This is a genomic window from Streptomyces sp. 4N509B, from assembly GCF_052245655.1.
Taxonomy (GTDB): domain Bacteria; phylum Actinomycetota; class Actinomycetes; order Streptomycetales; family Streptomycetaceae; genus Streptomyces.
This window is the reverse complement of record NZ_JBQQBZ010000061.1, coordinates 1-24808: the sequence shown is the minus strand read 5'-3', so window position 1 is coordinate 24808 and position 24808 is coordinate 1. Positions and strand designations below refer to the sequence as shown.

The 24808-nt window shown below is 75.5% G+C and carries 13 protein-coding genes; 6 read left to right on the top strand and 7 right to left on the bottom strand.

Features of this window, described 5'->3' with window-relative positions; genetic code table 11:
• Nucleotides 1-103 precede the first annotated feature (103 nt).
• A complete protein-coding gene (locus tag ACTWP5_RS31110; RefSeq protein ID WP_443224528.1) occupies nt 104-388 on the bottom strand; it encodes a YciI family protein in 285 nt (94 codons plus the stop codon).
• Nucleotides 389-411: 23 nt separating this feature from the next.
• On the opposite strand from ACTWP5_RS31110, the gene ACTWP5_RS31105 reads away from it, so the two are divergent.
• From ACTWP5_RS31105 to ACTWP5_RS31085, 5 genes are all read left to right on the top strand, one after another.
• On the top strand, nt 412-1125 hold the full coding sequence (locus tag ACTWP5_RS31105; protein WP_443224527.1) for a Crp/Fnr family transcriptional regulator: 714 nt from the start codon (nt 412-414) through the stop codon (nt 1123-1125).
• Nucleotides 1126-1226: 101 nt separating this feature from the next.
• The gene (locus ACTWP5_RS31100) at nt 1227-1796 is read left to right on the top strand and encodes a GNAT family N-acetyltransferase (protein WP_443224526.1); all 570 of its coding nucleotides are present in this window, start codon (nt 1227-1229) and stop codon (nt 1794-1796) included.
• Between the two features lie 164 nt (nt 1797-1960).
• On the top strand, nt 1961-3013 hold the full coding sequence (locus tag ACTWP5_RS31095) for an NAD(P)-dependent alcohol dehydrogenase (protein ID WP_443224525.1): 1053 nt from the start codon (nt 1961-1963) through the stop codon (nt 3011-3013).
• Nucleotides 3006-4877: a glycoside hydrolase family 15 protein gene (locus ACTWP5_RS31090; protein WP_443224524.1), complete on the top strand. Its 1872-nt coding sequence runs from the start codon at nt 3006-3008 to the stop codon at nt 4875-4877. Before ACTWP5_RS31095 ends, ACTWP5_RS31090 begins: the two co-directional genes overlap by 8 nt.
• A complete protein-coding gene (locus tag ACTWP5_RS31085) occupies nt 4874-6247 on the top strand; it encodes a glucose-6-phosphate dehydrogenase (RefSeq protein ID WP_443224523.1) in 1374 nt (457 codons plus the stop codon). The genes ACTWP5_RS31090 and ACTWP5_RS31085 overlap by 4 nt, the downstream gene beginning before the upstream one ends.
• Nucleotides 6248-6961: 714 nt before the next feature.
• On the opposite strand, the gene ACTWP5_RS31080 is transcribed toward ACTWP5_RS31085, so the two are convergent.
• The gene (locus ACTWP5_RS31080; protein ID WP_443224522.1) at nt 6962-7654 is read right to left on the bottom strand and encodes a 2OG-Fe(II) oxygenase; all 693 of its coding nucleotides are present in this window, start codon (nt 7652-7654) and stop codon (nt 6962-6964) included.
• A gap of 974 nt (nt 7655-8628) precedes the next feature.
• Here ACTWP5_RS31080 and ACTWP5_RS31075 point away from each other — a divergent pair.
• Complete coding sequence (locus ACTWP5_RS31075) at nt 8629-9024, top strand: hypothetical protein (RefSeq protein ID WP_443224521.1); 396 nt, start codon at nt 8629-8631, stop codon at nt 9022-9024.
• Between the two features lie 490 nt (nt 9025-9514).
• Here ACTWP5_RS31075 and ACTWP5_RS31070 read toward each other — a convergent pair whose 3' ends face one another.
• The 5 genes from ACTWP5_RS31070 to ACTWP5_RS31050 form a co-directional block, all read right to left on the bottom strand.
• Nucleotides 9515-11425: a WD40 repeat domain-containing serine/threonine protein kinase gene (locus ACTWP5_RS31070; protein ID WP_443224520.1), complete on the bottom strand. Its 1911-nt coding sequence runs from the start codon at nt 11423-11425 to the stop codon at nt 9515-9517.
• Nucleotides 11426-11764: 339 nt separating this feature from the next.
• On the bottom strand, nt 11765-11920 hold the full coding sequence (locus ACTWP5_RS31065; protein ID WP_443224519.1) for an LPFR motif small protein: 156 nt from the start codon (nt 11918-11920) through the stop codon (nt 11765-11767).
• Nucleotides 11921-11933: 13 nt separating this feature from the next.
• Nucleotides 11934-12197: a GlsB/YeaQ/YmgE family stress response membrane protein gene (locus ACTWP5_RS31060; protein ID WP_443224518.1), complete on the bottom strand. Its 264-nt coding sequence runs from the start codon at nt 12195-12197 to the stop codon at nt 11934-11936.
• A gap of 108 nt (nt 12198-12305) precedes the next feature.
• On the bottom strand, nt 12306-12518 hold the full coding sequence (locus ACTWP5_RS31055) for an MbtH family protein (RefSeq protein ID WP_443224517.1): 213 nt from the start codon (nt 12516-12518) through the stop codon (nt 12306-12308).
• On the bottom strand, nt 12515-24808 hold a 12294-nt coding region (locus ACTWP5_RS31050; RefSeq protein ID WP_443224516.1), incomplete at its 5' end, for an amino acid adenylation domain-containing protein. The genes ACTWP5_RS31050 and ACTWP5_RS31055, both read right to left, overlap by 4 nt.

Below are 24808 nucleotides of genomic sequence, written 5' to 3'. Positions count from 1 at the left end.
GGTCGGGGGTGGTGGGCGCGCTCGCCCCCCCCGACCCCACCCTTCTGTTACTCACATCGCGCTGCCCGGACGGCCCGGCCCGCGTCGCGCCCGGGGGCGCCGCTCAGCCGCGGTCACGGGTCAGCCTCCCCCGACCGACCACCGGTGCCCACGCGCGGACGCCGAGCACCTCGACTCCGGGTGCGCGGTAGTACGGGTCGGTCGCGAGGAGGCGGTCCAGCTCCGCCCGCTCGGTGTCGAAGACCAGGAGCGCACCGCTGTCGTCCTCCCACGGACCCGCGGCGACGAGACGGCCCTCGTCGTGGAGTCTCTGGAGGAGTACACGGTGCGCGGGGCGTGCCGCGAGGCGCTCCGGGGTGGCGGTGAAGGCGAGTTCGACGATCAGCATGCGCGCGAGGGTAGGTTCCGAGGATGTCGGGATCTGTATCAGCTGATACCGCGGGCGCCGCGGAGTGGCGCTCACTGGGTGAGGTTCCGCTGTTCGCCGGGCTGTCGGACGAGGCGTTGCGCACCCTCTGGGACGGCTCGCTCGCGCGCCGCTGCCCGGCCGGACACGTGCTGCGTCACGCGGGCGACCCGGCGTCGCACCTCGTGCTGCTGCTGCGTGGCCGGGTGGCCGCCACCGACGGCACGCGGTCGGGACGGGTCGTCCGCCTCGGCGAGTGGGCCGGCCCCTGCGCGCTCGACAAGGTCGCCGTGATCGACGGTCGCGGACACACCGCCACCCTCACCGCGCTCACGCCGTGCTCGGTGCGGGCCCTGCCGCGCGACCGCTTCCTGAGCGTGGTCGACGACGCTCCCGCCGTGCGCGCGCACGTGTTGCGGGTGCTCGCCGGCCAGGCCCGACGCCACCAGGAGAGGGTCACCGCCACCGCGACGCTGCCCGCGGAGGCCAGGCTGGCGGCCTGGCTGCTCGGCGACGCCGCCTCAGGCGCCGCGTCAGGTGGAGGGACGAGCGTCGCCCTGCCGGGCACCCAGCAGGACCTGGCCGACCTCCTGGGTGTCACCAGGGTGACGGTCAACCGCGCGCTCTCCCGGCTCCGGCGGGACGGCCTGATCGAGGTCGGCCGTCACACGATCACCATCCTCGCCCCGGAGCTCCTCGCGCTGCGCGCCCACGGCTGACGGCTGTCCCGCGCCGGGGCCGATGGCCGCCACCGGCGCGGCACGGGAGAGATCCCGCCGGCCGCTTCCCCGATCGCGTCGCGACCGCCGAGGATCGGGCCATGGACGTGTTTCTGGAGACCGGGCGGCTCGTGCTGCGGCCCTTCGTGGACGGCGACGCCGACGTCGAACGGCTCGTCGCGTTGGACGGCGACCCCGAGGTGACGCGTTTCCTCAACGGCGGCAAGCCGACCAGCCGGGAGGAGGTCAGGACGCGGACGCTGCCGCGGCTCCTCCACGTCCATCCCGGCCTCGGCACCCGGGGGTACTGGGCCGCGGAGGAGCGGGAGACCGGGGCGTTCCTCGGCTGGTTCGAGTTCCGGCCGCTGGCGGAGGACAGCGCGGCCGTCGTCGAGCTCGGGTACCGGCTGCGCCGGGCCGCGTGGGGAAGGGGCTACGCCACCGAGGGCTCGCGGGCCCTGGTCGACAAGGGCTTCACCGAGCTCGGGGTGGAGCGCGTCACCGCCAACACCATGGCGGTCAACGTCCGCTCCCGGCGCGTGATGGAGAAGGCGGGCCTGTCGTTCGTGCGCGCCTACACCGGGGACTGGCCCGAGGCGATCCCCGGCTCGGAGCACGGCGAGGTCGAGTACGCCCTCACCCGGGCCGCGTGGCGGCGGCACCGCGCGTGACCCCCGCCGGCCCGCTCCACGCACCGCGGACGTTCACCGGAACGGGCCAACGTCGGCGCTGACCGGTCGCGCGCCGCGCCCGGCGCGGCGACCGTGGAGGCACGGCGACCGGGGCTCGGCCGGCGCCTGCCCGAGCGACCGGAGCGACGGAGGGACGACAGCGGATGAAGGCGTTCGTCATGAAGGAGATCGGGAGCGTGGGCTTCATGGAGAAGCCCGTCCCGCAGGCGGGCCCCGGCGACGCGATCGTCCGGACCACGAAGGCCCTCATCTGCACCTCCGACTCCCACACCGTGCAGGGCGGCATCGGGCCCCGCGAGAACCTCACCCTCGGACACGAGGCGGTCGGCGTCGTCCACACCGTGGGCGACGGGGTGCGGGACTTCCGCCCCGGCGACCGCGTCCTGGTCGGCGCCATCACCCCCGACTGGGGCGACGCCGCCTCCCAGAACGGCCACCCCTCCCAGTCCGGCGGGCCGCTGGGCGGCTTCCGCTTCGCGAACTCCAAGGACGGCGTCTTCGCGGACTACTTCCACGTCAACGACGCCGACGCGAACCTCGCCCACATCCCCGACGACGTCTCCGACGAGCTGGCGGTCTACTGCGCCGACATGATGTCGACCGGCTTCATGGGCGCCGAGAAGGGCGACATCCCGACCGGCGGCACCGTCGCCGTGCTCGCCCAGGGCCCCGTCGGCCTGATGGCGACGGCGGGCGCCCGGCTGCTCGGCGCGGGCCTCGTCATCGGCGTCGAGTCCGTCCCCGAGCGGCAGGTGCTCGCCCGCCGGTACGGCGCGGACGAGATCGTCGACTTCACCCGCGAGGACGTCGTGGAGCGGGTGCTCGAACTGACCGGGGGCGACGGCGTCGACACCGCCATCGAGGCCCTCGGCATGGACGCCACGTTCCAGACCGCGGTCAGGATCACCCGGCCCGGCGGCACGGTCTCCAACATCGGGTACTTCGGGCAGGGCGAGTTCGTCCGCATCCCGCGCGTCGAGTGGGGCGTCGGCATGGCGGACAAGACGATCGCGAGCGGCCTGTGCCCCGGGGGCCGGCTGCGCATGGAGCGCCTGCTCAGGATCCTCGCGGGCCAGCGCGTCGACCCGTCCCTGATGACGACGCACACCTTCCCCTTCGACGACATGGAGCGGGCCTTCGAGGTGTCGGACCAGAAGCTCGACGACGTCGTGAAGGTGTTGATCAGCTTTGTTTGATCCGGATCCGCCGTTCCGCCCGGTGCGGCGGCGGCAGGGATACCTCCCGTTGGAGGACCTCGGCCTCGTCGGGGACGGCGCGGCCACCGCCCTCGTCGGCCTCGACGGCTCGATCCCGTGGATGTGCCTGCCGCACTTCGACTCCGACCCGCTCTTCTGCTCCCTGCTGGACCACGCGCGCGGCGGGCACTTCACCGTCTCGCCGCCCGACCTGCGCGAGGCACGCCAGCGCTACGAGCCCGACACCGGCGTCCTCGTCACGGAGATGCGCTGCCCGGACGGCCTGGTCCGCCTCACCGACGCCCTCGCGCTCCGCGACGGCGCCGACCTCACCGACGACGCCCCCGCCGGCAGCGCCCAGCTCGTCCGCTCCGCCGAGGTCGTCGAGGGCGAGACCCACGTCAGGGTCGACGTGGAGCCCCGCGGCGGCGCGCAGGTCCGCGGCCTGTTCAGCGGCCTGGAGGTGCGCCCCTCCCGCCACCCCCACATGCGGCTGCACCTGCGCTCCAACCGCCCGCTGCCCGCCCTGCACAGCACCCACCACCTGCGGAAGGGCGAACGCCTGGACCTCGTGCTCTCCTGGGGCCGCTTCCACCGCCACCACCGCTTCGACCCGGAGGCGATCCTGCGGTCCACCGCCTACGCCTGGCGCCGCTGGATGCGGCACTTCACCTACGCGGGGCCGCAGGAACCCCTCGTCCGGCGGGCCGCCGTCACGTTGAAGCTCTGCGACGACTGGTCCAACGGCTCGCTCGTCGCCGCCCCCACCTCCTCGCTGCCGGCGCCCGTCGGCGGGGTCCGCAACTGGGACTACCGCTACGCCTGGATCCGCGACGCCGCCTTCGCCGTGTTCGCGCTGCGCCGCATCGGCTTCGTCAACGAGGCCGACGCCTTCCTCGGCTGGGTGCTGGACGCGTTCGAGTACAGCCGCAGGCCCCGCATCATGTACGACGTGCGCGGCAGCCTCGTGCCCGAGGAGGTGGAGGACGGCGAGTTGGAGGGGTACCGCCGCTCCAGCCCGGTGCGGTGGGGCAACGGCGCCTCCGACCAGCGCCAGCACGACGTGTACGGCGAGATCCTCGACTGCGCCGACCAGTGGCAGCGTGCCGGCGGCGAGATCCAGCCCGCGCTGTGGGTGAGCCTCGCCGGGCTCGCCGACGCCGCCGACCAGGCGTGGCGCCAGCCGGACCAGGGCATCTGGGAGATCCGCGACGAGGGCCGCGTCTTCACGTACTCGGCCGGCCTGTGCCAGGTGGCCCTGGACCGGGCGGCGACGCTCAGCGAACGGCTCCGGGTGCCGGGCACGACGAAGGAGTGGCGCGCCTCGGCGGAGTACCTGCGGCGGCTGGTGCTGGAGGAGTCCTGGGACGAGGAGGCGAAGACCCTCAGCGCCCACCTCGACGGCGGCGGCGTCCTCGACGCCAGCCTGCTGGCGTTGCCGCTGCGCCGCGTCGTCCCCTTCGACCACCCGAGGATGGTGGCGACGACCGAGGCCGTCGCCACCCGCCTGGGAGCCGGCGACGGCCTGCTCTACCGCTACCTGCACGACGACTCGCCCGACGGGCTGCCCGGCAGCGAGGCCGCGTTCGTGCTGTGCAGCTTCTGGCTGGTGGACAACCTCGTCGGCCAGGGCAGGATCGACGAGGCGCACGAGCTGTACGCCTCGCTGTGCGCCCGCGCGAGCCCGCTCGGGCTGATGTCGGAGCAGATCGACCCGGCGAGCGGCGCGTTCATGGGGAACTTCCCGCAGGCGTTCAGCCACGTCGGGATCATCGGCAGCGGCGTGAACCTCGCCCGCGCCACGGCGGCGGCGGGCGCGGGGGCCGGACACGGCTCCGTCGACGAGGTGGGAGTCAGGACATGATCAACCGGCTGGTCGTTCTCGGTGCCACGGGCGACCTCACCGCCCGCTACCTCCTGCCGGCGCTGGCCGCGCTGCGGACGGCGGGCCACCTCGGCGACGACTTCCGCGTGACGGGCACGAGCCGGGAGGACTGGGACAGCCCGCGGTACCGGAAGTGGGTGGCCGCGGCGCTCGGCGAGTTCGGCGACGGCGACCGCTCCTCGCCCGAGGTCGTGCGGTCGGTCATGGAGGCCACCGACTACCGCCCGGCGGACGTCACCAACCCCTCCGAGGTCGCGGCGCTCATCGCCGGCGAGGGGCCCTGCGCGGTGTACCTGGCGCTGCCGCCCGCGCTCTTCCCCGCCGTGGTGACCGCGCTGCGCGACGCGGGCCTGCCGCCGGGCAGCCGGATCGTGCTGGAGAAGCCGTTCGGCGAGGACCTGGCCAGCGCCCGGCGCCTCAACGGGCTGCTCGCCGAGGTCGCGCCCGAGCAGGCGCTCTTCCGCGTCGACCACTTCCTGGCCATGACCACCGTCCAGAACGTGCTGGGCAGCCGGCTCACCAACCGCGTGCTGGAGTCCATCTGGAACAGCACCCACATCGAGCGCGTCGACATCGTCTGGGACGAGACGCTGGCGCTGGAGGGCAGGGCCGGGTACTACGACGGCGTCGGGGCGCTGAAGGACATCGTGCAGAACCACCTGCTCCAGCTGCTGTGCGTCGTCGCGATGGAGCCGCCGATCACGCTGTCCGAGCGGGACCTGCGGGACCGGAAGGTCGACGTGCTGCGCTCGGTGCGCGTCCCCACCGAGGCCGAGGCCGCCCGCCACACCCGCCGCGCCCGGTACCTCGCCGGGCGGATCGGCGACCGCGAGGTGCCCTCCTACACCGACGAGGCCGGCGTCGACCCGGCGCGCCGCACCGAGACCTACGCCGAGGTGGAGCTGCGGCTCGACAGCTGGCGGTGGTCGGGCACCACGTTCCGGCTGCGCACCGGGAAGGCGCTGGGGCGGGACCGGAAGGAGGTGGCGGTGCGCTTCAGGACCGTGCCGCACCTGCCGTTCGAGCCCGACAGCGCGGTGCCGCCCAACGTGCTGCGCTTCGGTCTCGAACCGGAGGGCCTCACGCTGGACCTGACGGGCGTGGGCCCCGGCTACCAGACCCTCATGCCGCTGTCGCTGGCAGCCAGGATGGAGCCGCCGCGGCTGCCCGCCTACGGGCGGCTGCTGTTGGACGTCCTCCACGGGGACCCGACGCTGTCGATCCGGGGCGACGAGGCGGAGGAGTCGTGGCGGGTGCTGACGCCGGTGCTGTCGGCGTGGGAGTGGGACCTGGTGCCGTTGGAGGAGTATCCGGCGGGCTCGGACGGGCCGCCGCCGCGGGGAGACTAGGGCCGTTTCGTGCTGCCAGGGCCTGCACAGAACGGGGTCCGCAAAGAGGGGCCTCGGCAGGCGAGCCGGCCGACCACGGCATCGGCCGGTCGCGCGGCGGACTGACCACCAGGATCCACCTTGCGGCGGACGGCCGCTGCCGCCCGATAGCGTGCGTCCTGACCGGCGGGCAGGCCAACGACGCGCCTGCCTTCACCGGGGTGATGGCACGCCTACGCGTTCCCCCGCCGCCGGGGCGGGCCCCCGCACCCGACCGGACGCGGTCCTGGCGGACAAGGCGTCTTCGTCCCGCGCGGTCCGAGAGCGCCTGAGCAGCCGCCGCACCCGGCAGTCATCCCGTCCGGGCCCAGAACACCCACCGCTGCGGCGCGGCGGTCGAGGCGGGGCGCCCGCCGGCCTTCGACCGTGAGGCGCACATGCAGCGCAACACCGTCCAGCGGTGCGTCAACCGCCTCAAGCAATGCGGGGGATCGCCACCCGCTACGTCAAGACGGCGACCACCTACCTGACCGGCCTCCACGTCGCGGGCGTCTTCCTCCGGTCAGCCGGCTGATCCAAACGACCTGGTCGTGGGGCACCGGGCGGAGGCCCCGGTCGAGACGGCCGGGGCTTCCGCCGCACCAGCCAGATCCATCCGACACCGACCTGGCCACCTTGACCCCAGGCACAGGGTTCCCATGCTTGGTGGGGGCCTCCCATGTCACCGCGGCTTGGTCATGAGGGCGTTCGGGCCGGGCGGCGGCAGAGCCAGCCGTTGATGGCGAAACGGCTGTTCTCCGGTCGCCGGTCGGGGCATGTGACCTTGCGTACTTCGTGCCAGATGGTGGGGCGGAAGAAGACGATGCTGTCGTGCTCGGGCTCCCAGTCGCGCCAGGTGCGGTCGGCCCATCGCTCGGTTCTCGTCGTGTGCACCGGTTTGGCGCTGTCGAACACGCGCAGTTCACCGCCCTGGAAAGGCCGGGGTGTGCGGTGCAGGTAATAGACGAAAGTGAGTACACGGTCGGTGTACTGAACGCCGTCGGTGTCCTGGTGGGCCCGGTAGAAGTCGCCGTCGTTGTGCATGTTGAGGCCGTAGGTGGGCACGGTGTCGCGGCAGGAGACACCGAGCGTGCGTTCCACCGCCGGCAGGACGTTGCCGATGGCCTCAAGGAGTTGAGGGGCTGCGAACAAGCCCGACCGTGACCGGCGCACTGTGGCGATCACCCGGTTGTCGTCGATCACGGAAGGAGTCAGGCTGCTCCCGGCCACCTTGACGGCTTCCTCCAACAGAGCGGCCGACTCCCGCTCCCCGAGGAAGCCGGTGAGGCGGCAGACCACCGGCGGAAGCCGCCAGATCGCGTCCTTCGACACGTGGGCCCGTTGCCGGCTCGCCGGAGGCGTCGCCGCCATAGTCTCCTGCACGGTCATCGCACTCTGCCTTTCCGACCAGGTTGGACAAGAGGATTGAGTGATCGAATGACAAGAAGTTAGGCACAGCGCGAGTCAGCGGACAGGCAACCCGCCGGCGACGTGGTTGCTTGCGCTTGGATCCACGCGAACGGCTCAGTGTGAGCCGCAAGGGCTCCGCGGGCGCGCGGAATGCTCATGGAAAGTCAGCCTTCACCCTTACGCATGGTTCATTTAATCCGATAAGCCCAAAATCTTGGCCTTACTCCTCAAGGTGGCGCGCCGCCGACCGATTCAGGTGGTGAGGTCCGGACCTGCCTTCGGACGGGCCTCCCGAATCCGGTTACTGGAGGAGCTGCATGAGCGAAAAGAGGACCCCGTCGTCGGGAAGGGGTCAACTGCCGCAGCACGGCAGAGGCATCGCCGGCGGCGCGATGGCGTCACTCGCCCTCGTGGTGCTGGGGCTCGACAGTCCCGCGCTGGCGGATGCCCAGACGGCCGAGACATCGACCGATGCGAGGGCGGTCGGCGAACAGTGCGAGCACGGCCGGACACACGACGAGGCACAGCCTTCGTCGAAGCCCGGGGGTCACGACTGCAAGGGGAAACCCGGTACTCCTGGTCCCCCCGGCCCGCCCGGACCCGAAGGCCCTGAGGGTCCTCCCGGCCCGGAAGGGGACCCTGGCGTTCCCGGTCTGCCGGGGGTACCCGGAGTACCTGGTGAAACAGGTCCACCCGGCCCCGCCGGCGAAACAGGCCCCGCCGGACCCGAAGGACCCGCCGGACCCGAAGGCCCTGAGGGTCCTCCCGGCCCGGAAGGGGACCCTGGCGCTCCAGGACCGCCCGGACTTCCCGGAAGCACAGGGCTGCCTGGTGTGCCCGGGCAGACAGGGCCGCCCGGTCTGCCCGGTATCCAGGGACCGCCGGGCCTTCCGGGCGCACCGGGAAGCCCCGGTGTCCCTGGCGGGGGTGCGCCCTGCAACGACATCGACGCCGTGACCTCCCCGCTGTTCGAGAGCAAGGCCGTTCTCACCGACGGCATCGCCTACGCCGGCATCAAGAACCTCACGGGGGAGGTCGGACGGGAATTCACCTGGTACGACCTCACCGACACCCCGGAGGGCGGCTACCCTGCCGACGCCTGTTCCATCTCCATCGCAGAGCTGAGCCACACGGTCAGGATCGAGGTTCTGACCACGGACGGCGAGGTCTACGAGACGGTCTGCATCAAGGGGGTGGGCGAGGACGGCGCCGACGTGCTCGACTGCGACGGCGTGTGGGAACCGCAGTCCGTACCGGATCCGGGCGACCCCGACCTCGTGAGCAGCAGCGAGCCATTGAACGGACCTGTCCTCCCGGACGTCGTCACGGAGCAGGAGACTGAACGATAGGGCCCCACATCAGTGGGCGAAGGCGCCGCCATGCAACCACTGCGGGCCGCGACCTGAGGTTACGGGACGCTGGTGCGTCAGCAACGTGATGGGCAGTGCATGGCCCACTCGGACGCGGGCACCGGTCCGCCAGTTCCCGAACACGAAGCGGTGCCCCGCCGTCCGGCCTGCGGTCTGGACGGCAGGGCCCGCTTCGGTGTGCCCTGCATGCGCGTCGGGGAGGGCACGCGACAGGGAAGGTGTCAGCCAGTTCGGACCATGCTCCCGGGCCTCGGAACGAATCTTGGAGCGCGCGCCTGTGAACAGAGGAGCGTTGCGGAGCTGAGCTGCCGGTTGTCGCGTCGATCACCGAGAGAACAGCCGGGCAACCGGGATCAACCGGGCGGCAGTGGATAGCCGTCGACAGTGAGCATCAGACAGCGGACAAGGGCGGGGCGGACGTGCAGGCAGGCGGGCAGCGCGCCGCAGAGCCGAAGGGCCGAACGGGGGCTCAGGCGGCGAGCCGCCACAGCTGGGCGGTCCGATCCCGGCTCGCGGTGGCCAGCAGGGAGCCGTCCGCGCTGAACGCCACGGCGTTGACCGTGCCGGAGTGGTTGATCTGGAGCAGCTGCTCGCCGGTGTCGGCGACCCACAGGCGCGCGGACCCGTCCTGCCCGGCGCTGGCGAACACCTCGCCGCGCGGGCTGTAGGCCACGCCGGAGCTGGCCTTGGGGACCTTGACCCTCACCTTGAGGACCTCGGTGCCGGTGGCGGTGTCCCACACGACGGGGTCGCCGCGGGTGCCGTTCTTCCAGTCGTCCGACAGGAGCGTCCCCGCCGCGAGCAGTCTGCCGCCGTCCGGGCTGAAGGCCATGTCGAGGACGGACACGGCCTTCGGGATCCTGAACGTCAGCGGCCCCCGCCCCGCGGTTCCGCTCAGGTCGTGGAGGGTGATCTCCTGGTTCGGGCCCATGGCCAGCCACGACCCGTCCGGGCTCAGGGCGAACGCGTGGGTGCCGAGCCTCGCCTTCATCTCCATCCGGGGCTCGCCGGTGTGGGGGTCCCTGAACCGGAGGACCCTGTCCCCGTCCAGGGTGGCGAGGCGGGAGCCGTCGGCGGTGAACCTCGGCTGGTTCATCTGCTTGCGCTGCTGGACGCGGTGCAGCTCGAAGGTGGAGGTGCCGTCGAAGAAGCGGAGGGTCCTGTCGGCGGAGGTGGTGACGAGCCGGCCGTCCGGGCTGAAGACGGCCCTCGCGGCGCGGGTGGACAGGTCCAGCCTGTGGAGGACCTGCCCGGTGAGGCTGGTGAGGAGGACGAGGCCCTTCTCCAGGCTCAGCGCGAGGCGTTGACCGTCGGGGGAGAACGCGACGTGGAGGATCGGCCGGTCGGTGCTGATGGTGGTCAGCTGCACGGGCGTGGGCAGCGTGGGCGGTCCGAACGCCGCCGGCCGCGGGGGTGCGGGCGGGCGCGGGGCGTCGGCGCGGGTGGGCGCGCCGGCCGGGTGGACGACCTGGGTGGGGGTGTAGCCAGCGGGGCGGCCGGGCGGGCCGGCCGGGGCGTCCGGGGCGGCCAGGCGGCGCAGCTCGGCGGCCAGTTCGGCGGCCGAGCCGTGCCGCTCCCCCGGGTCCTTGGCCAGCAGGCGCAGCACCAGCGCGTCCCAGTCGGGGGACACGCCGGGGGCGACGGAGCTGGGCGCGGGCGGCGGGTCGGCGAGGTGGGCCGTCAGGAAGCTGACGGTGTCGGGGGCACGGAACGGCAGCCGGCCGGTGATCATCTCGAAGAGCACGCAGCCGAGCGCGTACAGGTCGCTGCCCGGCACGGGCCGGCCGCGCGCCTGCTCGGGCGCCATGTACTGCGGGGTGCCGACGACGAGGCCGGTCTGGGTGAGGCGGGCGCCGGTGACCGACGGGTCGGCGGCCCGCGCGATGCCGAAGTCGAGGACCTTCACGCTGCCGGCGGAGGTGACGAAGAGGTTGGCGGGCTTGACGTCCCGGTGCAGGACGCCCGCCGCGTGCGCCTCGGCGAGCGCGTCGCAGACCTGCGCCCCCCAGCGGGCGGCGTCCGGCGGCGCGACGGGGCCGCGGCGCAGCACCGCGTCCAGCCCCTCGCCGCGCAGCAGCTCCATGACGAGGAAGGGGGCGGTGCCCTCCGCCGACGCGGCCTCGCCGAGGTCGTGGAGGGTGACGATGGCGGCGTGCTGGAGCCCGGCCGTGATGCGGGCCTCCCGCAGGAAGCGGGCCCGGATGTCGTCGCCCTGGCTGCCGCCGCCCGCGAGCACCGAGATCAGCTTGACGGCGACGGGCCGGCCCAGCGTCTCGTCGAGGGCCTCCCACACCTCGCCCATGCCCCCCTGGCCGAGGCGGCGCACCAGTTGGTACCGGCCGGCGAGGACGCGGTCCGCCGCGCGGTCTGGCTCTGTCATGGGCCCCGGTTCCCTTCCCCCGTGTTCCCCCGTCGGGGCGCCGCCCGGTGAGGCGGCGTCAGCGACACATCGTAGGGGGCTCCCGGGCGGTCACAGCAGGAGCGGCCGCCCGGACCTTCATGTCAGCGGGGAGGGCGTCGACGCTCCGTGCGGCGCCGTGGTCGAGCTGGTGCGCGACGTCCGGGCCCGCAGGGCCACGATCCACACCGTCGTCGACCGCGTCCGCTCCTGGCGGACCTGAGGTTCGGCTCGAAGGCCGGCTCTCCCGCGGTCGAGTGCGCCCCGGGCCGTGGCGGCTCGGGGCGCACTCGGATGCGGGGCCGGGTTCGGCCCGCGCGGTCAGACGCGACGGCGGCGTGGATGACGCCGGGGTCCGCGTCGGAAGGATCCGGCGACGCCGGTCAGTAAACGTGCCACCGCCCGGAACGGCAGCATGACCAGGGTGGCCAGGGTTCCCCCGATCGCGCGGAGGACGTCGGCGACTGCGGTCAGCATGGTGTTCCCCCTTTCAGACGCGGGCCTTGGCCCCGGAGAGGGCCGACACGCCCACGGCGGCCAGTCCGACCTGGATCGCCAGTTCGATCCAGTCGATGCCCTTGGTGTCCCCGACATCGAGTCCCTCGGCGATGGCGCTGCCGATCAGGGCCGCGACGATGCCGACCGCGATCGTCCACAGCACACCGATGCGCTGCCGGCCGGGGAGGACGAGGCGGGCCAGCAGACCGATCACCAGGCCGACGATGAGGGCACTGATGATGCCCGATATCTCCATCTCGATCACCTTTCAGGGTCTACAGCCCCTTCCGGGTGCCCGCTCTGGGGGGAACGACACACCCCGGTCACGCCGGGGTGGTCACGCCGGGGTCGTCACGCCGGGCGGTCACCCGGCGTCGCGCAGGCTCGCCGGGCGCATGTCGGTCCAGTTCGCCTCGACGTAGTCGACGCAGGACTGCCGGTCGGCCGGGCCGTGGACCCGGGTCCAGCCGGCGGGGACCTCGGCGAACTCCGGCCACAGGCTGTGCTGCCCCTCGTCGTTGACGAGGACGGCGAAGGTGCCGTCGGGGTCGTCGAACGGGTTCGTGCTCGTCGTCATCGCTCGTCGTGCCTTTCGTCGCGTGGGTCGTGTGCGTCGCGTGGGTCGTGTGCGGGCTGTTCGCGGTGCTCGCTCAGGGTGACGAGGGCCCGCAGGGCAGTGAACCAGGTTTCGGCGAGGGCCGTGACCCGGTCCCGGTCGAGGACGGCCGCCGGCCAGGACCAGCGGGCCGAGAGGACGGGCCCCTCGGGGCGGTCCTCGGTGACGACGTTGACGCTGAGGGCGTGGCCGACGCGCATCCCGGGCTCGGGGCCGACGTCGGCGGCCTCCTCCTCCGGCGCGTAGGACCAGTCGGTGGCCTCGGGGACGCCGAAGCGGCCCAGGTAGTTGAACTCGACGGCGGGCGCCGGCAGCGCGGCCAGGGCGGGCGCGGTGCGCGGGTTGAGGTGGCGCAGCAGGCCGTAGCCGAGGCCGCTGTCGGGGAGCGCGGCGAGGTGGTCGCGCACCCGGTCCAGCGCCGCCAGGGCGGCGGGGCCGCCGGCCAGCGCGGCGGCGACGTCGACCGGGCCCGGGTCCAGGCGCACCGGGTGGACGCTGGTGAACCAGCCGACGGTGCGGGAGAGGTCCGCGTCGTCCGCCAGTTCGCCGGCGCGGCCGTGGCCTTCGAGGTCGACGACCGTGCCGCCGGGCGTGCCGGTCCAGTCGGCCAGGGCCAGGGCGAGGGCGGTGAGCAGGACGTCGTTGACGCCCGCGCCGAGGGCGGCGGGCGTCGAGGACAGCAGCGGCGCCGTGTGCGCGGGCGGCAGCCGCAGCTCCAGCTCCTCAACGGTGGCGTGGGTGTCGCGCGTCGGGTCCAGCGGGCGGCGCAGCGGCAGCGGCGCGGGGTCGTCGAGAACGGCGGTCCACAGGGGCAGCTCGGCGGCCTCGCGGGCCGGGTCGCGGGCCAGCTCGGCGAGCCGGTGCGCCCAGTGGCGGAACGGGGTGGGCTCGGGTGCGGGGCCGCCGTCCGGGTCCTGCCAGGCGGCGGCGAGGTCGGGCAGCAGCACCCGCCAGGACACGCCGTCGACGACGAGGTGGTGGGCCATCAGCAGCAGCCGGCCCGGGCGGCCTGTGCCCGCGTCGAACCAGACGGCGCGGACCATCCGGCCCCGCGTCGGGTCGAGCCAGGCGCGGGCGCGGACGGCCTCGGCCTCGACCGTCGCGGCGGTCAGGGCCTCCGCGTCGCCCTCGCGGGGGACGTGGGGCACGTGGCGGATCCAGCCGTCGGCCTCGGCGGCGGCCTCGGCGCCCCCGGCCTCGGCCGCGTCGGCCGGGGCCGGGGGCTCGGGGATCTCCAGCTCCCAGTCGGGGAGGGTGAGGCGGGCGCGGAGCATCGGGTGCCGGTCGGCGAGGGCGGCCAGCATCGCCGCGAGGCGGTCGCGGGTGAGCGCGGCCGGCGTCCGGACGAGGGCGAGCTGGTGGTAGCCGTGGAACGGGCCGCCGAGCTCGCGCAGCCAGGCGGTGATCGGGGTGAGGGGCACGCGGCCCGTCGCCGCGAGCGCGGGCGACCCCGCCGCGGCGCCGGCGCCGGCCTCGGCGGCGGCCGGGGCGACGGTCGTGGCGACGGCGGCCAGGGCCGCCGGGCTGCGGTGGCGGAAGACCTGACGCGGGGTGATCCGCCACCCCGCGGCGCGGACGCGGCTGACCAGCCCCATCGCGACGATGCTGTCGCCGCCGAGGGCGAAGAAGTCGTCGTCCGCGCCGATCCTCGGCAGCCCCAGCACCTCGGCGAAGGCGCCGCACAGCGCCTCCTCCTCCGGCGTGGCCGGCCCGCGCCCGCCGCCGGCCGCGAGGGCGGCGAAGTCGGGGGCGGGCAGCGCGGCGCGGTCGAGCTTGCCGTTGGGGAGGGTGGGCAGCCGGTCGAGGGGCACGACGGCGGCCGGGACCATGTAGTCGGGCAGGTGGGCGGCGGCGTGGGCGCGGAGCGCGGCGGGGTCGAGGCCGGCCCCGGCCGCGCCGGCTCCGGCCGCGTCAGCCCCGCCCGTCACGGCCGTCACGTGGGCGACCAGGCGCCCGTCGTGGACCGAGACCGTCGCTTCGGAGACGGCGGGGTGCGCGGTGAGGACGGACTCGACCTCGCCCGGCTCGACGCGGAAGCCGCGCAGCTTCAGCTGGTCGTCGGCGCGCCCCAGGTAGTCGAGGCGCCCGTCGCGGGTCCACCGCGCCAGGTCGCCCGTGCGGTAGAACCGGGTCCCGGGCGGGCCGAACGGGTCGGCGACGAAGCGTTCCGCCGTCAGGCCCGGCTGCCCCAGGTAGCCGCGGGCCAGGCCCGCGCCCGCCAGGTACAGCTCGCCCGGCACGCCGGGCGGCACGGGCCGCAGCCGCTCGTCGAGCACGTACGCCCGCGTGCCGGCGACCGGGCGGCCCACCAGCGGCCGGTCGCTGTCGGCCACGCGCGCAACGAGCGCGTCCACGGTGGACTCGGTCGGGCCGTAGAGGTTGAACGCCTCGGCGGCCGGGGCGAGCGCGCCGAGCCGGCGCCACAGCGCCGGCGGCACGGCCTCGCCGCCGACGCCGACGACGGGCAGGTCGAGCGTGCCGCCGGCCGCCTCCGCCAGGCGGGCGTAGAGCGACGGCGTGACCTCCAGGAAGTCGAAGCCGTGGTCGCGGACGGCGGCGGCCAGCAGCTCCGGGTCGCGCCGCGTCTCCTCGGAGACGACGTGCACGCAGTGCCCGTCGAACAGCCACAGCTGCGGCTGCCAGGAGGCGTCGAACGCGAACGACCAGGCGTGGCCGACGCGCAGCCGCGCGCGTCCCGTCAGGGCCCTGGCGGTGGCGTGGAGGCTCGCGCGGTGGCTGTGGAAGAGGGCGGCGACGCTGGCGTGGGTCACGACGACGCCCTTGGGGCGGCCCGTGGAGCCCGAGGTGTAGATGACGTACGCCGGGTGGTGGGGCGTCAGCGCGACGGGCGGCGGCTCGACGGGGGCGGGGTCGTCGAGGCGGGCGGCGACGGCGGGGTCGTCGAGCAGCAGACGCGGCACCGTCGGGTGCGGCACGTCGCGGGGGGACGCCGCGACGTCGGCCGTGGCGCGGGTGGCCAGCAGGAGGACGGGCCGGGCGTCCGCCAGCATCGCCTCGGTGCGGGCGGCCGGGGCGTCGGGGTCGAGCGGCAGGTAGGCGGCGCCCGCCTTCAGCACGGCGAGGATCGCGACCAGCGCCTCGGCGGTGCGGGGCAGCGCCACCGCCACGACGCGCTCGGTCCCCGCGCCGTGGTCGGCGAGGAGACGCGCGAGACGGTCGGTGCGGGCGGCGAGCTCCGCGAACGTCAGCTCCGCGCCCGCGTCGTCGGCGACGGCCGGGGCGTCGGGGGTGCGGGCGGTCCGGGCGCGCAGCAGGGCGGGGATCGTGACGCGTTCGGCCAGCACGGGGCCCGTGGCGGCCCAGTCGTGGAGGACGCGGCGCCGCTCGTCCTCGTCGAGGACGTCGATCGCGCCGATCCTCCGGTCCGGGCCGGCGACGAAGGACCGCAGCACCGTGCGCAGGCGGCGGGCGATCGCCTCGGCCGTGGCGTGGTCGAACAGGTCGGCGCTGTACTCCAGCACGCCGTCGACCCCGCCGTCCTCGGCGCGCTCGGTGAAGTCGAAGGAGAGGTCGAACTTGGCGGTGGCCTGCCCCACGGGCTCCTCGCGGACGGTCAGCCCGTCGAACGGCTGCCCGCCGACGGCCGCGGACTCGGCCGCGAGGTAGACCACCATCACCTGGAAGAGGGGGTGGCGGGCCAGGGAGCGCGGCGGGTTCAGGACCTCCACGAGCCGCTCGAACGGCACGTCCTGGTGGTCGAACGCGGCCAGGTCGCTGGCGCGCACGCGGGCCAGCAGCTCGCGGACCGTCGGGTCGCCCGAGGTGTCCGTGCGCAGCACCAGGTTGTTGAGGAAGAAGCCGACGAGGTCGTCGAGGGCGTCGTCGGCGCGGCCCGAGATGGGGCTGCCCAGCGGGATGTCCGTGCCGGCGCCGAGGCGGGTCAGCAGCGCCGCGACCGCCGCCTGGAGCAGCATGAACATGCTGACGCCGGCCGACCGTGCCAGCGCGCGCAGGGCGTCGGCCAGCTCGGGGTCGAGGGACAGCTCGGCCTGGCCGCCCCGGTGCGTCGACTCGACGGGCCGAGGGCGGTCGGTCGGCAGCGGCAGCTCGTCGGGGAGCCCGGCCAGCGCCTGCCGCCAGTAGGCGAGCTGCTCGGCCTCGACGGCTTCGAGGAGCCGGGCGTGCCAGAGGGTGTGGTCGGCGTACGTGGCGCGCGGCGGCGGGAACGCGGGCGCGCGGCCGGCGCGGCGCGCGGCGTAGGCGGCGGCCAGGTCGCGGGCGAGGGGGCGGTGGGACCACTCGTCGGCCGCGACGTGGTGGACCAGGAGCAGCAGCACGTGCTCCTCGGGCGCGAGGCGCAGGACGGTGAGGCGGAGCGGGATCTCGACGTCGAGGGCGAAGGCGTGTCCCGCGGCCTCGGTGAGGGCCACGGCGAGGCGGTCCTCCCGGGTTCCGGGGTCGCCCGCCGCGACGTCGACGAGCTCCACGGGGACGGTGACGGCGTCGGCGGGCAGCACGAGCTGCCGGGCGCCGCCTGCCGCGTCGCCCGGGATCTCGGGCAGCAGCGTGCGGAGCGTCTCGTGACGGGCCACCAGGTCGTGGGCGGCCAGGCGGAGCGCGTCGAGGTCGAGGGCGCCGCGCAGCCGCCAGGCGAGGGGGATGTTGTACGTCGGGGTCGGGCCCTCCACGCGGTAGAGGACCCACAGGCGGCGTTGGGCGGAGGACAGCGGCAGCGGGTCCGGGCGTCGCTCGGCCGGCACGGGCCGCAGCGCCGGGCGGGCCGCGCCGCCGCGCGCGGCGGCGGCCAGCCGTGCCGCGAGGCGGGCCACGGTCGGCTCGTCGAAGACGTCGCGCAGCGACACGTCCACGCCGAGCGTGGCGCGGATCCGGCTGGCCAGCCGCATGGCGAGCAGCGAGTGCCCGCCGAGGGCGAGGAAGTCGTCGTCGACGCCCAGGGTGTCGTCGGCGCTCAGCCCGAGCACCTCGGCGAAGAGCCCGAGCAGCACCTCCTCGCGGGCGTCGCGCGGGCCGCGCCGCTCGCCCCGGCCGCCCTGCCCGGCCGCGCGGGCGGCGAGGTCGGGGGCGGGCAGCGCGGCGCGGTCGAGCTTGCCGTTCGGGGTGAGCGGCAGCGCGTCGAGGGTGACGAAGGCGGCCGGCACCATGGCGGCGGGCAGGTGGGCGGCCGCGTGGCGGCGCAGCTCCTCGTGGTCCAGCGGGCCGCCCGGGCCGGCGGCGGGGACGACGTAGGCCACGAGCCACTGGCCCCCGTGCGCCGTGACGACCGCCCGGCCGACGGCCGGATGCCGCGTCAGCACCGCCTCGACCTCGCCGGGCTCGACGCGGACGCCACGGAGCTTGACCTGGTGGTCGACCCTCCCCCGGTACTCCAGCGCGCCGTCCCCGGCCCACCGGGCGAGGTCCCCGGTGCGGTACATGCGGGATCCCGGCGGTCCGTACGGGTCGGCGACGAAGCGTTCGGCGGTGAGCGCGGGCCGGCTGGCGTAGCCGCGCGCGAGCTGCGCGCCCGCCAGGTACAGCTCGCCCGTGACGCCGGGCGGGACGGGCCGCAGGGCGGCGTCCAGCACGAGGAGGCGGGTGTTCCAGACGGGGCGGCCGATGGGGACGGGCGCCGCGCCGCCGGGCGGGACCGGGGTGGCGGTGACGTCGACCGCCGCCTCGGTCGGGCCGTAGAGGTTGTGCAGCTCGGTGCCCGGCAGCCGCTCGTGGAAGCGCTCGGCGAGCGCGGCCGGCAGCTCCTCGCCGCTGCACAGGACGCGGCGCAGGCCGCCGGCCTCGCCCGCGCACGCGGCGGCGGCCGGCTCGTCGAGGAAGACCTGGAGCATCGACGGCACGAAGTGGACCGTGGTGACGGCCTGCTCGCGGACGAGGCGGGCCAGGTGGTGCGGGTCGCGGTGGCCGTCGGGGCGGGCCAGGACGAGGGTGCCGCCGGTGACCAGCGGCCAGAAGAACTCCCAGACGGAGACGTCGAAGGACGCCGGCGTCTTCTGGAGCACGCGCTCGCCGGGGGTGAGGCCGTAGGTGTGCTGCATCCACAGCAGGCGGTTGACGATGGCGGCGTGGGAGACGACGACGCCCTTGGGGCGGCCCGTGGAGCCCGAGGTGTAGAGGACGTACGCCGGGTCCCCGGGCCGGGGGGACTGCCGGGGGGACCGCCGGGGCGAGCGCGCCGGGCGTTCGGTCGCCGTCGGATCCTCGACGACCGTCAGGCCCTCGATCACCGTCAGCCCTTCGACGCGGGGCAGGCGCCCGGCGCCGCCCTCGGCGGCGACCACCGTCGAGGCGCCCGCCTCCGTCAGCATGTGGCGCACCCGCTCCCCGGGCAGCTCCGGGTCCACGGGCAGGTAGGGCGCGCCCGCGCGGTGCGCGGCGAGGAGGGCGACGACCTGCTCGCCCGAGCGGGGCAGCGCGACGGCCACGGGCCGCTCGGGTCCGACGCCGGCGGCGCCGAGCACGGCGGCCAACGCCTCGACGCGGGCGTCGAGTTCGGCGTAGCTGACGGCCTGCCCGTCGGGGAGGACCAGCGCGGTGGCGTCGGGGGTGCGGGCCGCCTGGGCGGCGAACAGCTCGGCGAGGGTGGTGGCGGGCACCTCCCGCGCGGTGTCGTTCCAGCCGGCGAGGACGGCGTGGCGCTCCTCGTCCGTCAGCACGTCCAGGTCCGCCAGGCGTGTGTCGGGCGCGGCGGCGACCTGGTCGAGCAGCCTCGTCATGCGCGCCAGCAGCCCGCGCGCCGCCGCCGCGTCGAACAGCTCGGTCGCGTGGTCCAGCCGCAGCGCCAGCCGTCCGCCGCGCCCGCCCTCGTCGACGAAGGTGAGGTGGAGGTCGAACTTGGCGCGGCCGGTGTCCATCTCGAACCACTCGGTGGGCAGGCCCAGCACCGGGGGGTCGCCGTCCGGCCGGTGGTGGTAGCCGACCATGACCTGGAAGAGCGGGTTGCGGCCCGCGACGCGCGGCGGCGCCAGCGCCTCCACGAGCTGCCCGAACGGCGTCTCCTGGTGGTCGAACGCCTCCAGCGCGAGGGCGCGGACGCGGCGCAGCAGCTCGCGGAAGGGCGGGTCGCCCGAGGTGTCCGTCCGCAGCACCAGCGTGTTGACGAAGAAGCCGACGAGGTCGGTGAGCCGCTCGTCGGTGCGGCCGGCGACGGGGGCGCCGAGCGGGATGTCGGTGCCCGCGCCGAGGCGGTGCAGCAGGGTCGCCGTCGCGGCCTGGACGAGCATGAACATGCTGGCGCCGGTGGCGGCGGCCAGCGCCCGCAGCGCGTCGGCGGTCTCCGGCGTCAGCGCGCCGCGCACGGTCCCGCCCGCGCCCGTGGGCGCGGCGGGGCGGGGGCGGGCGAACGGCAGCGGCAGCTCCTGCGGTGCGCCGGCCAGTGCGCGCGTCCAGTACGCGAGGTGCCGCTCGCCGAGCGGGCCGGCGAGCAGGGCCTCGTGCCAGAGGGTGTAGTCGGCGTAGCTGACGGACCCGGTGCCGCCGTCGGACCCGTCGGACTCGGTGGCCCAGGCGGGCGGGCGGCCGGCGGCGCGCGCCGCGTAGGCGGCGGACAGGTCGGCGAGAAACGGGCGGTCGGACCACTCGTCGGTGGCGATGTGGTGCAGCACGAGGGCCACGACGTGCTCGGCCGCCCCCCGGACAGCCCTCAGCCGCAGCACCTCCGCCCGCAGCGGCGGTGCGGCCGTGAGGTCGAACGGGCGGCGCTGCGCCGCCTCGACGAACGCCGCGACGTCCGCCTCCTCGCCGTCGGTGACGGTCAGCGACGGCCGCGCCAGGGCGGAGGACGGGGGCAGGATCCGCTGGTACGGCACCCCGTCGGGGGCGTCGTCGCCGACGAGGGTGCGCAGCGCCTCGTGGCGGGCGGCCACGTCGGCCAGGGCCTCGCGCAGCGCGGAGAGGTCGAGCGGGCCGCGGAGGCGGACGACGAGGGGGTAGTTGTAGGCGACGCCGTCGCCCGCGAGGCGTTCGGTGAGCCACAGGCGGCGCTGGGCGGCGGAGAGCGGCACGCGTTCGGGGCGGTTCGCGACGGGGACGAGCGGCGGGCGGGCGGAGGCGGCGCGGTCCGACGCGGCGGGGTCCGTCGCGTCGGGTCGGGCGCGCTCGGCGAGCGCGGCCGGGGTCGGGGCCTCGAACAGGTCGCGGATCGACAGCTCGGCGCCGAGTTCGGTGCGGGCGCGGCTGACGAGCCGGGTGGCGAGGAGGGAGTGGCCGCCGAGGTCGAAGAAGTCGTCGTCCGCGCCCGTGGCGGCGACGCCGAGGTCGAGGGTCTCGGCGAACAGGCGGCACAGCGTGCTCTCGGCGGGGGTGCGCGGCGCGCGCCCGCCGACGCCGACACCGACGCCGCCCCGGACGGCCGGCTCGGCGGCCGGCAGCGCGCGGACGTCGAGCTTGCCGTTGTCCGTCATCGGCAGCCGGTCGAGGACGACGAGGGCCGAGGGCACCATGTGCGAGGGCAGCTCGGCGGCCAGCGCCTCGCGCAGCGCCCGGGTCAGCCGCTCGTGGCGGCGGGCCGCCGCCGGGTCGTTGGCGTACGGCGGCCGGCCGCCGCCGGGGCGGTAGAGGCCGGCGGTGCGGGTGGTGTGGCGCGGCACGAACACCGCGTCGTAGCGGCCCGGTTCGGCCGAGGGCGTCGTCAGCAGGCGGTAGCCGAGGGCGGCGCCGAGCTCGTGCAGGTCCTCCGGCTCGACGCCGTCGGCGACGCCGGAGCCCGGCTCGTCGGCGAGGCGGGCGTCGGGGACGCCGGTCAGCCGCAGCCGGTGGGGGCGCAGCTCGCGCAGCAGCCGCTCGGTCTCGGTGAGGGCCTCGGCGGCCTCACCGCAGGGCAGTTCGGTGGTGTCGGCGAGCGACAGGCCGCCCGGGGTCCGGTACAGCACCGCGTCGTAGCGGTAGCGGGTCAGCTCGGTGTGGTGGCGGCCCCGCTTGGTGCGCAGGTCGAGGCCGAGGCCCCGCTCGCGGGCGAGGGCGGCGAAGTAGTCGGGGTCGAGGAGGAGTTCCTTCTCCGTCCGCAGGGCCCGCTCGACGGCCGCCTCCGTGGCCCCCGCTCCCAGGCGGGCGGTGGCGAAGGTGCGGGCGGAGCGCAGGTCGCGGACGTCGCCGACGAACAGGGCGCCGTCGTCGGCGAGGAGGGCGAGGGCGGCGTCGAGCACCTCGCCGAGGTAGTCCACGCTCGGGAAGTACTGGACGACGGAGTTGACGACGATCGTGTCGAAGGGGCCGCCGTCCAGGCCCGCGAGCTCGTGGGCGGCCCGCCGGTGCAGCGCGACGCGCGCGGCGACGGCGGGGTCGACGTGGCGGCGCAGGTCCTCGCGGAGCTTGCGGATGACGGGGCCGGCGAAGTCCGTCGCCGTGTACGCCTCGACGTCGGGAAGCAGCCTCGCGAGCAGCAGCCCGGAGCCGACGCCGATCTCCAGCACGCGGCGCGGGCGCAGCTCGCGGATCCGCTCGACGGTCGCGGCGCGCCACTCGCGCATCGCGTCCAGCGGGATGGGCCGGCCGTCGTAGCTGCTGTCCCAGCCGGAGAAGTCCTCGGCGTGGGCGGGGTCGAGGACGGTCGGGATCCGCTCGTACTCCTCGTCGTAGATCTCCTGCCAGGCGCCGACCTGGGCCTCCTCGGCGGCGGCGCGTTCCGCGCCGTCGGCCTCGCCGGCCCCGGCGGGCACGACGTAGCCGACGAGCCGCTTCCCGCCGGCCTCGGTGTCGCGGGCGACGACGGCCGCCTGGGCGATGCCGGGGTGGCGCCGCAGGGCGGCGGCGACCTCGCCGGGCTCGACGCGGTACCCGCGGATCTTCACCTGGTCGTCGGTGCGGCCGAGGAAGTCGAGGATGCCGCTGCCGTCGGCGCGGCGCCGCATCAGGTCGCCGGTGCGGTAGCACCGGCTCCCGGGCGGGCCGAACGGGTCGGCGACGAAGCGTTCCGCCGTCAGGCCCGGCCGGTCCAGGTAGCCGCGGGCGAGGCCGACGCCCGCGATGTACAGCTCGCCGGGCACGCCGTCGGGCACCGGCCGCAGCCAGGCGTCGAGGAGGTGGGCGCGGGTGCCGCGGATGGGGCGGCCGACGGTGGGGGTGGGGCTGTCGTGGGTGCCGCCGCCGAGGGTGTTGATGGTGTACTCGGTGGGGCCGTAGAGGTTGTAGCCGTAGGTGCCGTCGGTGTCGTGCAGCACCCGCCACAGCGGCTCGGGGACGGCCTCGCCGCCGAGCAGCACCAGCGGCGGGCGGTGCCCGTCGGGCGGCCCCGCGAGCAGGCCCTGCTCGACCAGGAGCTGGGCGTAGGTGGGCGTGACGTTGACGACGTCGACGCGGTGGCGCCGACAGTAGGCGACGAGGCGTTCGGCGTCGCGTCGCAGCTGCTCGTCGAGGACGTGCACCTCGTGGCCCTCGACGAGCCACAGCAGCTCCTCCCACGACATGTCGAAGGCGAACGACACGGTGTGCGCGATCCGCAGCCGCCGCCCGCCGGCGGCGGCGATGGCGGGGTCGAAGATCTCGCGCTGGTGGTTGAGCTGCATGTTCACAAGGCCCCGGTGCGGGGTGACGACGCCCTTGGGACGGCCGGTGGAGCCGGAGGTGTAGATGACGTAGGCCGGGTGCTCGGGGCCCGGCGGCTGCGGGCGTTCGGCGGCGGTCGGCGGCCCGTCGGGCAGCGCGGCCAGCGCCGGGTCGTCGGGGTGGAGCGTCGGGAGGCCGGCGCGGGCGAGCCGCCGCGCGACGTCGCGGGTGGCGAGCAGCAGGTGCGGGCGGGCGTCGTCGAGCATGGCCGCGAGCCGCCCGTCGGGGTGGTCGAGTTCGAGCGGCAGGTACGCGGCGCCCGAGCGCAGCACGGCGAAGAGCGCCACGACCGTGTCGAGGGAGCGGGGGATGCCCAGGGCGACGACGCGTTCGGGCGCGGCGCCGTGGCGCAGCAGGAGGCGGGCGAGGCGGTTGACGCGGCCGTCGAGTTCGGCGTAGCTCAGGCGCTGCCCGTCGCAGACGAGGGCGGTGGCCTCGGGGGTGCGGGCGGCCTGTTCGGCGAGGAGCGCGTCGATGGTGCGGTCGGGGGTGGGGACGCGGGCGGCGGCCCACTCGCGGGCGAGGGCGGCGCGCTCGGCGGGCAGCAGCGGGTCGAGGGCGGCGGTGGGCGTCGTGCCGTGGCCGGTGGCCCGTTCCTCGGTGAGGGCGTCGAGGACGCCGGTCAGCAGCGACGTGAAGCGGTCGAGCAGCGCGCGGGCTGCGTCGGCGGCGACGGCGTCGGGCCGGTGCGCGAGGGTGACGCGCAGCCGCTGCCCGGGGGTGACGACGAGGGTGGCGGGGTAGTGCGTGGCGTCGACGTTCGACACGGCGGTGGCGCCGTAGCGCTCGGCGAGGGCGGCGAGCCGCTGCTCGGTGTCGCCGTCGCGCAGCACCAGGAGGGTGTCGAAGAGGCGGCGGTGCCCCGTGGTGGCCTGGAGGACGCCGAGGCTGAGGTGTTCGTGCGGCATGAGCCGCAGCCGCTCGTCCTGCACGCGGCGCAGCAGCGCGGCGACGGGCTCGGCCGGGTCGTGGGCGACGCGGACCGGCACCGTGTTGAGGAACATGCCGACGATGCGCTCGACGTCGGGCACCTCGGCGGGGCGGCCGGCGACGGTGGTGCCGAACACCACGTCGTGGCGGCCGGTGGCGGCGCCGAGGGCCAGGCCCCACGCGGTGGTGGCGAGCGTGTAGAGCGTCAGGCCGTGATGGCGGGCGGCCTCGCGCAGGCGGCGGCTGACGTCGGCGGGCAGCAGCGTCTCGACGCTCTCGGGGATGACGGGCTCGCGGGCGTCGCCCGCGTCGGGCACGAGGTCGGGCGCGAGGAGGGAGGGCTCCTCCAGTCCCGCCAGGGCGGTGCGCCAGGCGCGGCGCGCCTCCTCCTCGTCGAGGGTCCGCAGGTGGGCGAGGTGGTCGCGGTAGGAGCCGGGGCGGGGCAGGGCGCGGTCGTCGCCGCCGGCCGCGTAGAGGGCGAACAGCTCGTCGAGGACGAGCCAGGCGGACCAGCCGTCCCACAGGATGAGGTGGCGTCCTGTCACGAGGCGGTCGCCGCGCTCGGCGCCGAGGCGCACGAGCAGGACGCGCAGCAGCGGGGGCCGGGCGAGGTCGAAGCGCTCGCGGCGGTGGGCGTCCAGCAGCGCGGCCAGGTGCGCGTCCTGGGCGGCGGGGTCGAGGTGGGCGAGGTCGATCTCGGTGAGGGGGACCTCGGGCTCGTCGAGGATGAACTGCACGGGCTGGCGCAGCCCGTCGCTGGTGAAGCCGGCGCGGAGGGCGGCGTGGCGGGCCAGGAGGGTGCGGAG

What these genes read in the sequence shown, in the direction of transcription:
- ACTWP5_RS31110 (WP_443224528.1), bottom strand. Translation starts at nt 388, where the DNA reads ATGCTGATCGTCGAACTCGCCTTCACCGCCACCCCGGAGCGCCTCGCG.
- ACTWP5_RS31105 (WP_443224527.1), top strand. Translation starts at nt 412, where the DNA reads ATGTCGGGATCTGTATCAGCTGATACCGCGGGCGCCGCGGAGTGGCGC.
- ACTWP5_RS31100 (WP_443224526.1), top strand. Translation starts at nt 1,227, where the DNA reads ATGGACGTGTTTCTGGAGACCGGGCGGCTCGTGCTGCGGCCCTTCGTG.
- ACTWP5_RS31095 (WP_443224525.1), top strand. Translation starts at nt 1,961, where the DNA reads ATGAAGGCGTTCGTCATGAAGGAGATCGGGAGCGTGGGCTTCATGGAG.
- ACTWP5_RS31085 (WP_443224523.1), top strand. Translation starts at nt 4,874, where the DNA reads ATGATCAACCGGCTGGTCGTTCTCGGTGCCACGGGCGACCTCACCGCC.
- ACTWP5_RS31080 (WP_443224522.1), bottom strand. Translation starts at nt 7,654, where the DNA reads ATGACCGTGCAGGAGACTATGGCGGCGACGCCTCCGGCGAGCCGGCAA.
- ACTWP5_RS31070 (WP_443224520.1), bottom strand. Translation starts at nt 11,425, where the DNA reads ATGACAGAGCCAGACCGCGCGGCGGACCGCGTCCTCGCCGGCCGGTAC.
- ACTWP5_RS31065 (WP_443224519.1), bottom strand. Translation starts at nt 11,920, where the DNA reads ATGCTGACCGCAGTCGCCGACGTCCTCCGCGCGATCGGGGGAACCCTG.
- ACTWP5_RS31060 (WP_443224518.1), bottom strand. Translation starts at nt 12,197, where the DNA reads ATGGAGATATCGGGCATCATCAGTGCCCTCATCGTCGGCCTGGTGATC.
- ACTWP5_RS31055 (WP_443224517.1), bottom strand. Translation starts at nt 12,518, where the DNA reads ATGACGACGAGCACGAACCCGTTCGACGACCCCGACGGCACCTTCGCC.